The organism is Conexibacter sp. SYSU D00693, assembly GCF_017084525.1.
In the GTDB taxonomy this organism is placed as follows: Bacteria; Actinomycetota; Thermoleophilia; order Solirubrobacterales; family Solirubrobacteraceae; genus Baekduia.
This window is the reverse complement of the sequence record NZ_CP070950.1, coordinates 3779120-3792619: the sequence shown is the minus strand read 5'-3', so window position 1 is coordinate 3792619 and position 13500 is coordinate 3779120. Positions and strand designations below refer to the sequence as shown.

Here is a 13500-nt window from a genome sequence, read left to right as displayed (position 1 = left end):
TGTGCTGCTCTCCTACTGCTCGTCGTCGTCGGCGAGGACGGCGTCCTGGAGGTCGCCGACCTCCAGGTCTGCCCCCGCGTCGATGTCGGGCGCCGCGCCGGCGTCCGTGTCGGGCGCGCCCGCGTCGGTGTCGTCCGTCCCCTCGACGGCCTCGTCGGCCGCCTCGTTGACGTCGCCCGTCGCCTGGCGCACCCCGCTCAGGTCGATGCCCAGCTCCTCGGCCGCGCGCAGGAGGTCGTCCTCCTCGTCGCGCATGTCGGCGGTCTCGCCCTCCTCGGAGACGACGTTGACGTCGAGCGCCAGCGACTGCATCTCCTTGAGGAGCACCTTGAAGGACTCCGGGATGCTCGGCTCGGCGATGTTCTCGCCCTTGACGATGGCCTCGTAGGCCTTCACGCGCCCGACGGTGTCGTCGGACTTGATCGTGAGCATCTCCTGGAGCGTGTACGCCGCGCCGTAGGCCTCCAGCGCCCAGACCTCCATCTCGCCGAAGCGCTGGCCGCCGAACTGCGCCTTGCCGCCCAGCGGCTGCTGGGTGACGAGCGAGTAGGGGCCGGTGGAGCGGGCGTGGATCTTGTCGTCCACCAGGTGGTGGAGCTTCAGGATGTACATGTAGCCGACGGTCACCTGCTCCTCGAACGGCTCGCCGGTGCGGCCGTTGAAGAGGGTGAACTTGCCGGCCGCGCGGGTGCCCGCGGGGCGCGACTCGTCGACGTCCATGCGGATCTTGCCGCCGGACTTCGTGTGGTCCTGCTGCCAGCGCACCAGGGCGTTGTCGACGTCCTCGACCGAGGCGCCGTCGAACACCGGGGTGGCGGTGTAGGTCTTCGTGCCGTGCTCGAAGCCCTTGTCGGGGTCGTCGTACCAGCCCTGCGCCGCGGCCCACCCGAGGTGGGTCTCGAGGATCTGGCCGACGTTCATGCGCGACGGGACGCCGAGCGGGTTGAGGATGACGTCGACGGGGGTGCCGTCCTCGAGGAACGGCATGTCCTGCTCGTCGACGATCTTCGAGATGACGCCCTTGTTGCCGTGGCGGCCGGCGAGCTTGTCGCCCTCGGAGATCTTGCGCTTCTTGGCGACGAAGACGCGGACCAGGTCGTTGACGCCCGGCGGCAGGTCGTCGCCGTTCTCGCGCGAGAAGGTCATGACGTCGATGACGACGCCGCCCTCGCCGTGGGGGACCTTGAGCGAGGTGTCGCGGACCTCGCGCGCCTTCTCCTTGAAGATCGCGCGGATCAGCTTCTCCTCGGCGGTGAGTTCGGTCTCGCCCTTCGGCGTGACCTTGCCGACCAGGAGGTCGCCCGACCCGACCTCGGCGCCGATGCGCACGATGCCGCGGTCGTCGAGGTTGCGCAGCGACTCCTCCGAGCGGTTCGGGATGTCGCGCGTGATCTCCTCGTCGCCCAGCTTGGTCGTGCGGGCGTCGATCTCGTACTCCTCGATGTGGATCGAGGTGAGCTCGTCGTCCTTGACCAGGCGCTTGGAGAGGATGATCGCGTCCTCGAAGTTGTAGCCCTCCCAGGACATGAAGGCGACCATCAGGTTCTTGCCGAGCGCCATCTCGCCGTGGTCGGTCGAGGCGCCGTCGGCGAGCAGGTCGCCCTGCTTGACCTGCTGGCCCGTCGAGACGCGCGGCTGCTGGTGGATCAGCGTGCCCTGGTTGGAGCGCATGAACTTCTGCAGCTCGTACTCGCGCTTGCCGTCGGCGCCCTCGAGCACGATGCGCTCGGCGTCGACGTAGGTGATCTCGCCGTCGAAGTCGGCGATCGCGACGTCGCCGGTGTCGATGGCCGCGCGGCGCTCCATGCCCGTGCCGACGACCGGGGCGTCGCTCACGAGGAGCGGCACCGCCTGGCGCTGCATGTTCGAGCCCATGAGCGCGCGGTTGGCGTCGTCGTGCTCGAGGAACGGGATCATCGCCGTGGCGACGGACCAGATCTGCTCGGGCGACACGTCCATGAGGCTGACCTCGGACGGCGGCACCGTCACGTACTGGCCGGCCTGCGTGCGGCAGAGGACCTCGTCGTCGAGGAGCTTGCCCTTGTCGTCCAGGCGCGCGTTGGCCTGGGCGATGAGCTTGTCCTCCTCCTGCGTGGCGTCGAGGTGGACGATCTCCTCGGTGACGCGGCCGGCCTGCACGACGCGGTAGGGCGTCGTGACGAAGCCGTGCTCGGAGATGGTCGCGAAGCTCGACAGCGAGCCGATGAGACCGATGTTCGGACCCTCCGGGGTCTCGATCGGGCACATGCGGCCGTAGTGGGTCGGGTGGACGTCGCGGACCTCGATGGGCGCGCGCTCGCGGGTCAGGCCGCCCGCGCCGAGCGCCGAGAGGCGGCGGCGGTGGGTCAGGCCGGCCAGCGAGTTCGTCTGGTCCATGAACTGCGAGAGCTGCGAGGAGCCGAAGAACTCCTTCAGCGCCGCCACGACCGGGCGGATGTTCACGATCGTCTGCGGCGTGATCGTGTCCTCGTCCTCGGTGGTGAGACGCTCGCGGACGACGCGCTCCATGCGGTAGAGGCCGATGCGGAAGGCCTCCTGGATGAGCTCGCCGACGGTGCGCAGGCGGCGGTTGCCGAAGTGCTCGTACTCGTCGAGGCGGTCGGCGATCGGCTCGCGCGGGAGGATCACGGCCTCGGCCGCGTAGTCCTTGATCTCGACCTCGGGCTCCTCGGGCATGCCGAGCAGACGCGGCAGCGAGACGAGCTCGCGCACGAGCGCGTGGATGTCGTCGTGCGTGAGGGTGCGCGTGTCGAGGTCGATGTCGAGGCCCAGGCGCGCGTTGAGCTTGTAGCGGCCGACGCGGGTGAGGTCGTAGCGCTTGGGGTCGAAGAAGAGCTGGTTGAGCAGCGCGTACGCGGCGTCCACCGACGGCGGCTCGCCCGGGCGCTGCTTCTTGAAGAGCTCGATGAGCGCGCCCTTCTTCGTCTTCGTGTTCTCCGGGTCGGACTCGATCGTGTTCTTGAGGTACAGCGACCCGCCGAACAGCTCGAGGAGCTCCTGGTCGAGGCGCTCGATGTCCTCGACGGTCTCCTCGCGATCCGCGTCGGTCTCCGGGTTGTACGTCATGGCCCGCAGCAGGACCGTGACCGGCAGTTTGCGCTTGCGGTCGATGCGGACGAAGACCTTGCCCTTCTTGTCGATCTCCATCTCCAGCCAGGACCCGCGCGCGGGCATGAGGTTGGCCGTGAAGACCTGCTTCTCGCGGTCCTTGGGCTCCATGACGTAGGCGCCCGGGGAGCGGACCAGCTGGGTGACGACGACGCGCTCGGTGCCGTTGATGATGAACGTCCCGCGCTCGGTCATCCACGGGAAGTCGCCCATGAAGACGGACTGCTCGCGGATCTCGCCCGTCTCGTGGTTGATGAAGGCCACGGTGACGGTCAGCGGGCGCGAGTAGGTGAGGTCCTTCTCGCGGCACTCGGCGATCGAGTTGGCCGGCTCGTCGAAGACGAACTCGCCGAAGTTCACGGCGAGGTGGCCGGTGTAGTCCTCGATCGGGGAGATGTCGTCGATCGTCTCCCGCAGCCCGCCGTTCTCGGTGTCCACGAGCCACTCGAACGAGCGGCGCTGGATGTCGATGAGGTTGGGGACGTCCAGGACCTTGTCGAGACGTGCGAAGGTCCGGCGCGTCCGGACGGCGTCAGCGGCGCGAGGCACTACGGCGGCTCCTCGGGGAAGAGGCGGTGGGCACAGAGAGAGGTGCGCGTCGCGAGAGACTGCCTACGACGCGCGACCGCCCACCCTAGCACAGGGCAGGCCGAGGCCCCCATGGGGGCAGTCGGCGCTCACGGACCCCGCTCGAGCCCGGCCCGCGTATGTGGCGCGGAGGGCGTCAGGAGAGCGGCTGCGACTATCGGCCGACCGCGGCAGTGTAGCCGACGGCGGCGCGGAAGTGGGGGTGCGCTCGGCCGGCGGGTCGCCTGGCGCGCGAGGCGGTCGCCTGGCGCGCGGGGCGGCCTGGCGGGCGGGCCGCCGAGGCGGCCGGGCGGGGCGGTCTGGCGGGCGGGCGGTTGAGGCGGCACCTGCTCGACCCTGGCCCGAGCACGTGCCGCGTCGACGTCGAGCGGCGAGTTGGAGTCGCCGGGCGACCCCAAGTCCCCGGTCGACGACCACGACGCCTCGCGGGCCCGGCGACGGCCGGCTCCGGCCCCTCCCTCACCGCCCGACAGCGACCGCCTCGCACCCAGCCGACGCCAGAGCGGAGCGCCGCCCGAGGGGCGGCGGCGCGGTGCCGTCGCCGGTCGGCACCGAGGAGGGGAACCGGCCGGCCGTCGTGTGGTGCGCGCGGCCGGCTGGCGGTCGAGGCGGCGCCTGCTCGACCCTGGCCCGAGCACGCGCCGCGTCGACGTCGAGCGGCGAGTTGGAGTCGCCGGGCGACCCCAAGTCCCCGGTCGACGACGACGACGCCTCGCGGGCCCGGCCGCGGCCGGCTCCGGCCCCTCCCTCACCGCTCGACAGCGACCGCCTCGCACACAGCCGACGCCAGAGCGGAGCGCGGGCCGCGCCCGCCCCCGCGCGAACGCCTACGGGTTCGGGACGCCGCGGCCCGGCTGCTTCGACACGCCGCCCGGCGCGGCGGGCATGACCTGCGGGAACTTCGAGAGGTTGCCCTGGAAGTTGATCTTGCCCGCCTCGGCGCAGCCCGGGGATCCGGCGGTCGGGGGCTTCTCGCCGGAGTTGCGGCAGTCGAACTGCGGGAGCGAGAAGCGTTGCGGGCTGAGGTACGGGGCGATGTCGCGGTAGCCGTCGGGCGGGAGGTACGCGTTGCCGCGGTTGGTCGGGATGCGGTTCTTCGACGGCAGCGTCTGGTCACCCAGGACGATGATCTGGGGCAGCGCGTGGCCGTTGGTGCCGGGGCGCGGGGCCAGGGTGTTGGCCAGGGCGCTCGGGCCGATGTTCAGGAAGTCCGAGACGGTCGTCTGGTAGAGCTCGAGGAACTCGAGGATCGGGTTGAGCTGCTGGAGCAGCGGCCCGAGCTCGGCGAGCGTCGGCGACATGCCGCGCAGCACGCGGGCGGTGGCCGGCAGGCCGGTGCGCCCCGCGGAGATGAGCGGGCGCAGGTCGGTGAAGAGCGACTCGAGGTCGGGTGCCAGGCGGCGCAGCGACGCGAGCGTCGGCTGGGCGTCCTCCAGGACGGGCTCGAGGTCGCGCACGAGCGGCGTCGTCTCGCGCGAGAAGGTCTTGAGGCGGTCGAGCGTCGCGCGCGACTCGCGCAGGAACGTCGGGAAGATCTGGAAGGACTCGGCGAGGGACTCGCGGTCGCCGGCCAGCGCGTCGAGGGTCTGGCGGTTGCTCGTGATGAGGTTCGTCAGCGCCGCCTCGTTGCGCGTCAGCGCGCCGAACGTGTCACGGGTGCCGCGCACGAGCTGGCCGAGCGCCTCGCGCCGGCGGTTGAGGACGTCGACGACCGACTGGGCGTTCTCGACGAAGCCCGGGAAGTTGCCGAAGACGCGGTTGACGCGCTCGCCCTCGCCCGAGAAGGACTTGGCGCCGGCGGCCTGCCACTGCTGGAAGGCGCGGCGGGTCTCCGGGTCGAAGATCCGCAGGAGCTCGTCGAACTCCACGGCGGGCTTCACGCGGGCGTTCGCGAGGCGGCCGCCCTCCGGGATCGCGCCCGCGCGCTGGTGGCCGAGCGTGAGCTCGACGTACGTCTCGCCCAGCAGCGTCTTCTGGCGCAGGATGGCCTGGGCGTCCTTGCGCAGCGGCGCGTACTCCGGGTCGATCTGGATCGTCGCGAGCGTCCGGTTGCCCGCGGGGTCACGGCGCTTGGAGACGACCTTGCCGACGGGCACGCCCGAGACGCGGACGTCGGCCTGGACGGCGAGGGTCGCGGCGTCCTCGAAGGCCATCTCGACCCGGTAGCCCTTGGGCTTGAGCGGGGACGAGCCGCCGAAGGCGATCCACAGGAAGAGCAGCAGGCCGAAGCACGACAGCGCGAAGCCGGCGATCGTCAGGACGCGCGCGACGGTCGGCGTGTTCTGGTTGTTCACTGGCCCTCACCGCCCTTCTTGGCGGCGTCGCCCTTGACGAAGCCGGCCTTGCGCAGCGCGCGCGACTTCGAGATCGAGGCGGTGTCCGGGTCGCCGCAGACCGTGGCCAGCAGGCCCGACAGACCCTGGGCGAACTCGAGCGCCGGCGTGTCGTTGACGAGCGTCTGCAGCGTGCCGCAGGCGCCGGTCAGGAAGATCGGGCGCATCGGGCCGTTGCCGTCGTCGACGTTGATGAGGTTCGCCGCGTTGTGGGCCGTCCACGACAGCCAGTACAGGTAGCCCTCGTCGCGACCGGCGGCGCCCGGCTGCTCGCGCCCGCCCTTGTTGAAGGCGAGCATGTTGAAGAAGCGGTTGAGGACGTTCGAGGCGCGGACGAGCTCCGGGAACGTCTTCGACAGGTCCTCCGCGGCCGGCGCGAGGTCCTGCACCACCGGGCGGGCCTGGCGGACGAACGGGCGGATCTGGTCGCGCACCGGCGCGAGCGTCTGGCGGGCGGCGGGGCGGATCTCGCGGTTGGCCGAGGCCAGCGCGCGCATGGCCGGGACCAGCGCCTGCGTGGCCGGGCCGAGCTCGTCGGCCAGCGGGCGCACGTCGCGCAGCGTCGTCGTCGCCTGGCGCAGCGTCCGGGGCAGCTGGGAGACCGTGTCGCGCAGCCGGTCGTCCTCGGAGGAGAACGCCGCGAACGTGGCGTTCGCGCTCGTGACGAGCTGCGAGAGGTCCTCGGGCTTGCGGGCCAGGCGGGTGTTCAGCTCGCCCAGCGACGAGACCAGGCGGCGCAGCGCGACCCGCTCCTGGCCCACGGCGCGGTTGACGCGCGCGAGGTCGCGGGCCGTCGGCTGGTAGCGGCGGAAGACCTCGGCGAGGTCCGCCCCCCGCCCCTTGAGGCCCTTGCCCGTGCCGTTGACCAGCAGCGTCAGGTAGTCGCGCGTGCGGGTGTCGAGCTCGGCGAGGATCTCCTCGAGGTCGACGTCGGACATCGTGCGCGAGATGGGGATCGAGAAGCCCTTGCCGGCGGCCGGCTGCTGCCGCGAGCCCGGCAGCAGCTGGACGTACATGTCCTTGAGCGGCGTGCGCGGGCGCAGCAGCGCGCTGGCGTCCTGGCGGATGAGCCCCTCGTCGACGTACTCCTTGTCGATGTCGAGGCCGAGCTTCGCGCGCCCGTCCTCGAGCTCGACGTCGACGATCTTGCCGATCTCGACGCCCGCGACCTGGACGCCCTGGCCCTGGCCCGGCGTGACCGACTGCGCGTTGTCGAGCACGGCCGTCATGCGGACGGGCTGCTCGTCCCACGGGAAGACGATCTTGTCCTGGCCGACGAGGATCACGCCCGCCACGGCGAGGGCGATCGCCGCCAGCCCGAGGACGGCGAGGAACGGCGTGAGGTTCTTGCGGATGAGGCGGCCCATCAGTGGGTCGGCTCCGTCTTGGCCTTCGCGGTGAGCTTGCGCAGCTGCGTGCCCAGGCCGAGCTTGTCGGCCAGCGCCTTGACGTCCTTGAGCGTGGCGTCGCGGTCGAGCACGCGGATCTTGCGGCCCTGCGCCTTGAGCTTGCGGTTCTCGAGCTCGATGGCCACGGAGCGCGCCTTCTCGTAGCGGGCCTTGACCTTGGGGTCGTTGGGGTCGATGCGGCGGCTGGCCGGCGGCGCGCCGGTGTCCGAGCGCAGCACCGGCGGCTCCTGCGTCTCGCACGGCGTCGTCGGCTCGAGCGGCGGCGGCGTCTTCTGCGGGGTCGGGCGCACGCCGCGGAACGGCGAGGAGACCTGGCCGAAGAGGCCGTTGCCCAGGGACACGGTCTCGACGCCGCCGGAGCCCAGGACCTTGAACCACGAGCCGTTGGCGTCGGCGGAGCGGCTCTCGCCCGCGAGGCCGACCAGCGACTTCGGGAACTCCTTGTACACCGGGCCGGTGGCCGGGAAGTCCGGGTCGTAGACCTCGGTGTCGCCGTAGGGCACCAGGACGTTGGTGGTGCACGACGAGAGGAGCCGCAGCTGCTCGAGGACCTCCGGGGACTCGCGCGAGACCTGGGCCAGCGCCGGCGTGGCGCGGCGCAGGTCGGCGCTCAGGCCGCGCAGCTCGCCGGGGCCGACGGCGCCGCGCAGCTGGCGCACGAGCGGCAGCAGCGCGTCGACGGCCGGGCCCGTGGTGCGGATCGCCGGCAGCGACGCGCGGGCGAAGCTCCGCACGCCCGGGAAGGCGGCGTTGAGGCGCTCGAGCGTCGGCAGTGCGGTGCGCAGCGTGGTCGGCAGCTCGCCCACCGCGGCGCGGAGGTCGTCCTCGCGGTCGGCCAGCGCGGCGAAGGTCTGGCGGAAGTTCGTGACGAGGTCGCGCAGGGCGCGGCGGTCCTCGGTCAGGGCGCCCGCGACCGTCCCCTGCCCCGCGATCCACCGGCGCAGGTCGCCGTCGCGCTCGCCGAGCAGCGCCTCGGCCACGACGGCCGAGTAGCGGTAGGCGACCTCCTGGTCGGGCAGCGAGTCGCTGAACGCCTTCGCGCCGCCGGCGTCCTCGGTCCTGCCGAGCTCGTCGAGCGTCGTCTGCAGGTCGCGGCGCGTGTCGGAGCGCAGCGCGGTGAGGACCTCGCCGAGCTGGACGGGGTTGGCGGTGCGGTCGACCGGGATCGTCGCGCCGTCGGGCATCTGCGGCGAGCTCGGCGAGCCCGGGCGCACGTCGACGAAGAAGTTGCCCTCGAGGAAGATGCGCGGGCGGATCTTGGCCGTGGCGTCCTGGTGCAGCGGGCGCCCGTCCTCCTTGATGGCCATCGTCACGACCGCGGCGGGACGGCCACCGCTCGTGCCGACCTCCTCGACCTTCGTGACCTCGCCGACGTCGACGCCGGCGACGCGCACGGGCGAGCCCTTCTTGATGCCGCTCGAGTCCTTGAACGCGGCCTTGACCTCGTAGGGCTCGTTGACGAACGGGATGTCGCGCGTCGTCCCGAAGTAGGCGACGAGGACCGCGGCGACGAGCGTCAGGACGCCCCAGCGGAAGGGGCTCATGCCACCGCGCCTCACGGGGTGCCCACCACCTTCGGGGCCAGGCCCTCGGGCTCGGCGCTGAACGTCTGGCCCTCAGGCACGCGCGGCTTGCCGGTGAACGTCGCGCCCTGGTTGCCCGGGGTGCGCGCCGACGTGGCGATGTTGAACTGCGGCGGGATCACGGCGTCGTTGGTGAGCCGGTTGGGGTAGCCGCGCTGGCCCGACTCGCAGTCGGCGTTGCCCTCCTCGTCGACCGCCCGGCCGTAGGGCTGGGCGTGGAAGAACGCCGCGCCGCCGGTCAGCTCGTTGGTCGGCGGGTCGGGCAGCGGGTCGCCGTTGGCGGGCTCCTTGGCGCTGAAGACCGCCGGGCCGTTGGGCTGGAAGGGGCTCGAGAGCTTGACCTGGATGCGCTGCAGCGTGCCGGACGGCACCTGCTCGTTGATGTGGTCAGACAGGTAGGTCCACCACGAGTTCCAGTAGTTGCACACCGTGATGTGCGGGCCGACCCAGCGCAGCGTCGGGTTCAGCGTCTCCAGCGTCGAGCCCAGGCCCGCGAGCGTCAGGTTCGTCGTCGGCGCGCCCGCCAGCTCACGCAGCGAGCTGAACGTCGTCTCCAGGCGCTCGTTGAAGGCCGGCGTGTCGGGCAGCACCGCGGTGCCGGCGCCCAGCGCACGACCCAGCGTCGGCGCCGAGGCACGGATCTCCCGCGCGGTGCCCTGCAGCTCGTCGGAGATCGAGGCCAGCTGACGCAGCAACGGCCGCTGCTCACCGAACGAGTCGATGCCCGCCTGCAACGTCGCCGGCGACTCGGCGATCGTCTCGCGCAGCGCCTGCGGATCGCGCGAGACCGCCTCGAAGACCTGCGCGCCCGACCGAAAGCCCCCCGCGAGGTCCTCGGCCACCGGACGCACCACGCGCGCCGCATCAGCCAGCTCGCGCACGAAGCCCCGCAGATCGGTCTCCGGGTCCGAGAGCGTGCGCATGACCGGCACCAGGTCGCCCAGCAGCTGCGGCAGCGCCGCCAGCGTCCGGTTGAGGTCCACCCCGCGACCCGCGAACCCCGAACCACCCGTCGTCAGGTTCGTGCGGACGTCCTCCCGCGTGGGCTCGTCGAAGATCGAGAAGAACTCGTCGAGCTCCGGCGGGACCGAGGTCTGGTCGACCCGGATCGCGTCGCCCTGGGCGAGCGTCCGCGTCGACTCGCCGCGCAGCAGGTCGACGTACTTCAGGCCGAGCGTCGAGCGGGGGCGGATCAGCACGCGCGAGTCCTCGGGCAGCGGCGAGGAGGCCTCGTCGATGTTCAGCGTGATCTCGGCCTTGCGCCCCTCCGGCGTCGAGACGACCTTGATCTCCTTGACCGCGCCGATGCGCTCGCCGCCCTCGCGGACGTCGTTGCCCGGCACGAGGCGCGCGCTCGAGGGCGCGATGACCTTGAACTCGTAGCTCGGGACGAACGGCAGGCCGCTGTTGGCGTTGTAGGCGAGGAAGACCGCCGTGACCGTCACGAGCACGGTCACCGCCCCGACGAGGATCGGGTTGGCGGCGATGGATGCGCGACGCCGCCTCATGGGCCCAGGAGGAAGTCGAGGAGGCCGGTCGGGTTGGCCTGCGAGCCACTGCCCTGACCGCGAGCGCCGGAGCCTCCGCCGAGCAGCGGCGGCAGCTTGATGGTCGGCAGGCCCGGGATCTTGATCTCGGGCAGCTGGATGCCGGGACGCTGGGGCTCGGGCTGCTGGGCCTCGGGCTGCGCCGGCGTCGTGGGCTGCTCGGGCTGGGCGGCGGGCGCCTGCGGGGTCGCGGGCTGCGCGCTCGTGCCCGAGTCGCTGTCCTTCGTCGTCGCGCGCTGCTGGGCCCGCGCCGCGTGCGGCAGCGCCTGGAGCTTGGGCGAGTTCGGGCCCAGCGCGGACGAGCAGCGCTGCGTGCGGCCCGGGTTGGCCAGTGCGCCGTTGGCGTTCGTGTAGCCCGTGCACTCGTTGACGAGCGCGTTGAGCTTCAGCGTGTAGCCACGGACGTCGAAGAGGTTGATCGCCTGGGCCTGGACGTAGGGGTACTGGAGGAAGGCCTCGAGGCCGGTGAAGCCCTGGCCGCCCGGGCTCAGCGGGTTCTTCTCGACGGCGTTGGCGCGGTCGTCGAGGTGCTCGCCGACGAAGCGCAGGTTCGTGACGGGCTCGGGCGCCTTGGCGGCCGTCGCGCGCAGGCGCTCGACCGTGGTGTCGGCGACCCGCAGCGCCCGCGAGCCGACGTCGGAGGCCTCGCCGAGCGAGCGCAGCGCCGGGACGGTGGCGCGCGAGAACGGCCCGAGGCGCTCGAGCAGCGTCGTCAGGCTGCCGGCCGACGCGCGCAGGTCGCGCAGGGCGGGCGTGTTGCGCCGGGCGACGGTCGAGAGGTCCCGGAGGACCGGGCGCAGCTCGGACTGGAAGCGCGGGAAGCGCTGGATCGTGCCGCGCAGGTCGTCGGCCCGCGAGGCGGAGGCCTCGGCGGTGTCGCGCGCCTCCGAGACGAACTGGGCGACGTCGTCCTTCGAGTCGGCCAAGCGGCCGACGACGACGTCGGCGTCACGGGTCAGCGCCTGCAGCGTGTCCTGCTCCTCGGCGAGGAGCGCGAGCACCTTGTCGGTCTCGCGCAGCGCCGGGATCGCCCGCTGGATCGCCGCGTTGACGTCCTCCCCGCGCGAGGCGAGGCCGGCGCCGAGCTCGGAGAGCAGGATCCCGAACCGCTCGCGGTACGGCCGGGTCATGATCTGCGTGACCAGGTCCGGCGGGACGGTGCCGGCGGTCTGCGAGACCGGGATCGTGCCGCCCTCGGGCAGCGCGGCGCCCTTGCCGGGGTCGCAGTCCATGTAGTACTCGCCGATGAGCGACTGCGGCTCGACGACGCAGCGGGCGTCGCGGCGCAGGGTCCCGAACGAGGTGTCCTCGACCTGGACGGTGGCGATCGCACGGGCGCTGCGCGGGTCGACGTCCAGGCGCTTGACCGAGCCGACGCGCACGCCGGTGGCGCGGAAGTCGGTCCCCTCGGTCAGGCCGAAGGAGTTGTCGAGCACGACCTTGTACTCGGGGCGGTCGCTGCTGTCGCCGCCGAACGGGCCGAAGGCGGCCAGCGACGCCGCGAGCACCGCGATGACGGTCACGACCAGCGCGCGCTTCACGGGCCCACCGGCGCCTGGTTGCGGTCGCAGTCGATGTTCTCGGGCACGTACGGGTTGGTCCCGTCGGCGGCCGGGCGCTCGATCGAGCCGGGGCAGCGGTTGTTGCGGCCCGTGGCGACCGTGCCGAGCTCGAGCTCGTCGCGCAGCGACGGCGGCACGGGCAGGATCGCGTCGAGCAGCGGCGTGATCGTGAACTGGTTGGCCGTCAGGCCGGCGCGCGAGAACGAGCCCAGGGCGTCGTACTGGCCGGAGTGCGAGAAGTCGTCGAACCAGCCGACCAGGTCGTTGGAGAACGGCCGGAAGTACGCGATCTGCGGCGTGGCGCCCTTCGACGCCTCCTGGCTGGCCTTGAAGGCGCCGGGACGCTGCGCGCCGTTGCGCTGCGCGGTCTGGTTGGCGACGCGGTCGATGGCCGGCTGGCGGCGCAGGAGCTCGACGAGGTCGTTGTCGGCCCCGGTGCGGCGGATCGTCCGGGAGAGGTCGCGGACCGTCGGCTGCGCGTCGCGGGCGAGCGGGCGCAGCTGGTCGAACAGCGGGCGCAGGTCGTCGCGGACGACCGGGCGGGCGGCGCGGACCGTCGGGTCGAGGTCGTCGAGCGCCGCGCGGAGGTTGACGAACGTCGTGTTCGTGCGACGCATGAACGCCGGCAGCGTGGTGATCGCGTCCGAGAGCTCGGTGCGGCGGCTGGCCAGCGCGGACATGGTCGTGCCGAGGTCCTGGACGAGCCCGGCCAGGTCGTCGTCCTTGGCCGAGAGGTCGGTGACGAGCTTCGAGGTCTCGGTGACGAAGCGGTCCATGTCGCGCCCGTTGCCCGAGTTGAGCTCGGCGAACAGCCGGCTCGAGGCGGCGAGCGCGGGGTCGAGGTAGCGCAGCGCCTGGCGCGCGTCGTCCTCGTTGCCCCGGTTGAGGTCCCGGAAGAAGCGGATGGCCTTCTGCGTGCCCTCGCGCGTCTTCGTGTCGAAGGTGTTGAAGAGCTGGTCGATCTCGACGGACGACTCGGTGTCGGTCATCGGGATCGTCGCGCCGTCGCCCAGGTCGGGGTTCTTGCCGTCGCCGAGCTGGAGCTCGACGACGCGGTTGGCGACGCCCGACAGCGAGCGGATCTTCACGACGGCGCGGGTGCCCTGGCGCAGCGGGGCGACGTCGCCGTCGATGTCGAGGTCGACGAGCCCGCGGCCGTCGTCGCTCAGACGGATGTCGGCCACCGTGCCGACGCGCTCGCCGGCGACCGTGACGAGGTTGCCCTTCACGAGCTGGCTCGTGTTCTCGAGCGTGGCCGTGACGCGGTAGGAGCTGCCGCCGAGCAGCACGACCGCGCCCGCGATGAGGAGGACGACGACGAGCGCGGCGATCGCCACGACCCGCACCAGTCCTTGCCGTTCCACGCTCCT

7 protein-coding genes are annotated in these 13500 nt (G+C 72.2%); all 7 read right to left on the bottom strand.

The genetic code is table 11. The features are described from left to right. Nucleotides 1-12: 12 nt before the first annotated feature. Nucleotides 13-3657 (bottom strand): DNA-directed RNA polymerase subunit beta, encoded by a 3645-nt coding sequence (locus tag JUB12_RS18745; protein ID WP_205696962.1) that lies wholly within the window; start codon nucleotides 3655-3657, stop codon nucleotides 13-15. Between the two features lie 866 nt (nucleotides 3658-4523). After that, on the bottom strand, nucleotides 4524-5990 hold the full coding sequence (locus JUB12_RS18740) for an MlaD family protein (RefSeq protein WP_205696961.1): 1467 nt from the start codon (nucleotides 5988-5990) through the stop codon (nucleotides 4524-4526). Beyond that, on the bottom strand, nucleotides 5987-7396 hold the full coding sequence (locus JUB12_RS18735; RefSeq protein WP_205696960.1) for an MlaD family protein: 1410 nt from the start codon (nucleotides 7394-7396) through the stop codon (nucleotides 5987-5989). The genes JUB12_RS18740 and JUB12_RS18735 overlap by 4 nt, the downstream gene beginning before the upstream one ends. Continuing rightward, on the bottom strand, nucleotides 7396-8982 hold the full coding sequence (locus tag JUB12_RS18730) for an MlaD family protein (RefSeq protein WP_205696959.1): 1587 nt from the start codon (nucleotides 8980-8982) through the stop codon (nucleotides 7396-7398). Before JUB12_RS18730 ends, JUB12_RS18735 begins: the two co-directional genes overlap by 1 nt. Nucleotides 8983-8993: 11 nt before the next feature. Further along, on the bottom strand, nucleotides 8994-10529 hold the full coding sequence (locus tag JUB12_RS18725; RefSeq protein ID WP_205696958.1) for an MlaD family protein: 1536 nt from the start codon (nucleotides 10527-10529) through the stop codon (nucleotides 8994-8996). Continuing rightward, entirely contained in the window at nucleotides 10526-12109 is a 1584-nt protein-coding gene (locus tag JUB12_RS18720; RefSeq protein WP_205696957.1) for an MlaD family protein, read from the bottom strand. Before JUB12_RS18720 ends, JUB12_RS18725 begins: the two co-directional genes overlap by 4 nt. Next, nucleotides 12106-13494 carry an MlaD family protein gene (locus tag JUB12_RS18715; protein WP_205696956.1) on the bottom strand — a complete coding sequence of 463 codons (1389 nt, stop codon included), beginning with the start codon at nucleotides 13492-13494 and terminating at the stop codon, nucleotides 12106-12108. The genes JUB12_RS18720 and JUB12_RS18715 overlap by 4 nt, the downstream gene beginning before the upstream one ends. Between the last annotated feature and the right edge of the window lie 6 nt (nucleotides 13495-13500).

Coding starts and splice junctions, on each gene's coding strand:
- JUB12_RS18725 (WP_205696958.1), bottom strand. CDS start 10,529: ATGAGGCGGCGTCGCGCATCCATCGCCGCCAACCCGATCCTCGTCGGG.
- JUB12_RS18735 (WP_205696960.1), bottom strand. CDS start 7,396: ATGGGCCGCCTCATCCGCAAGAACCTCACGCCGTTCCTCGCCGTCCTC.
- JUB12_RS18730 (WP_205696959.1), bottom strand. CDS start 8,982: ATGAGCCCCTTCCGCTGGGGCGTCCTGACGCTCGTCGCCGCGGTCCTC.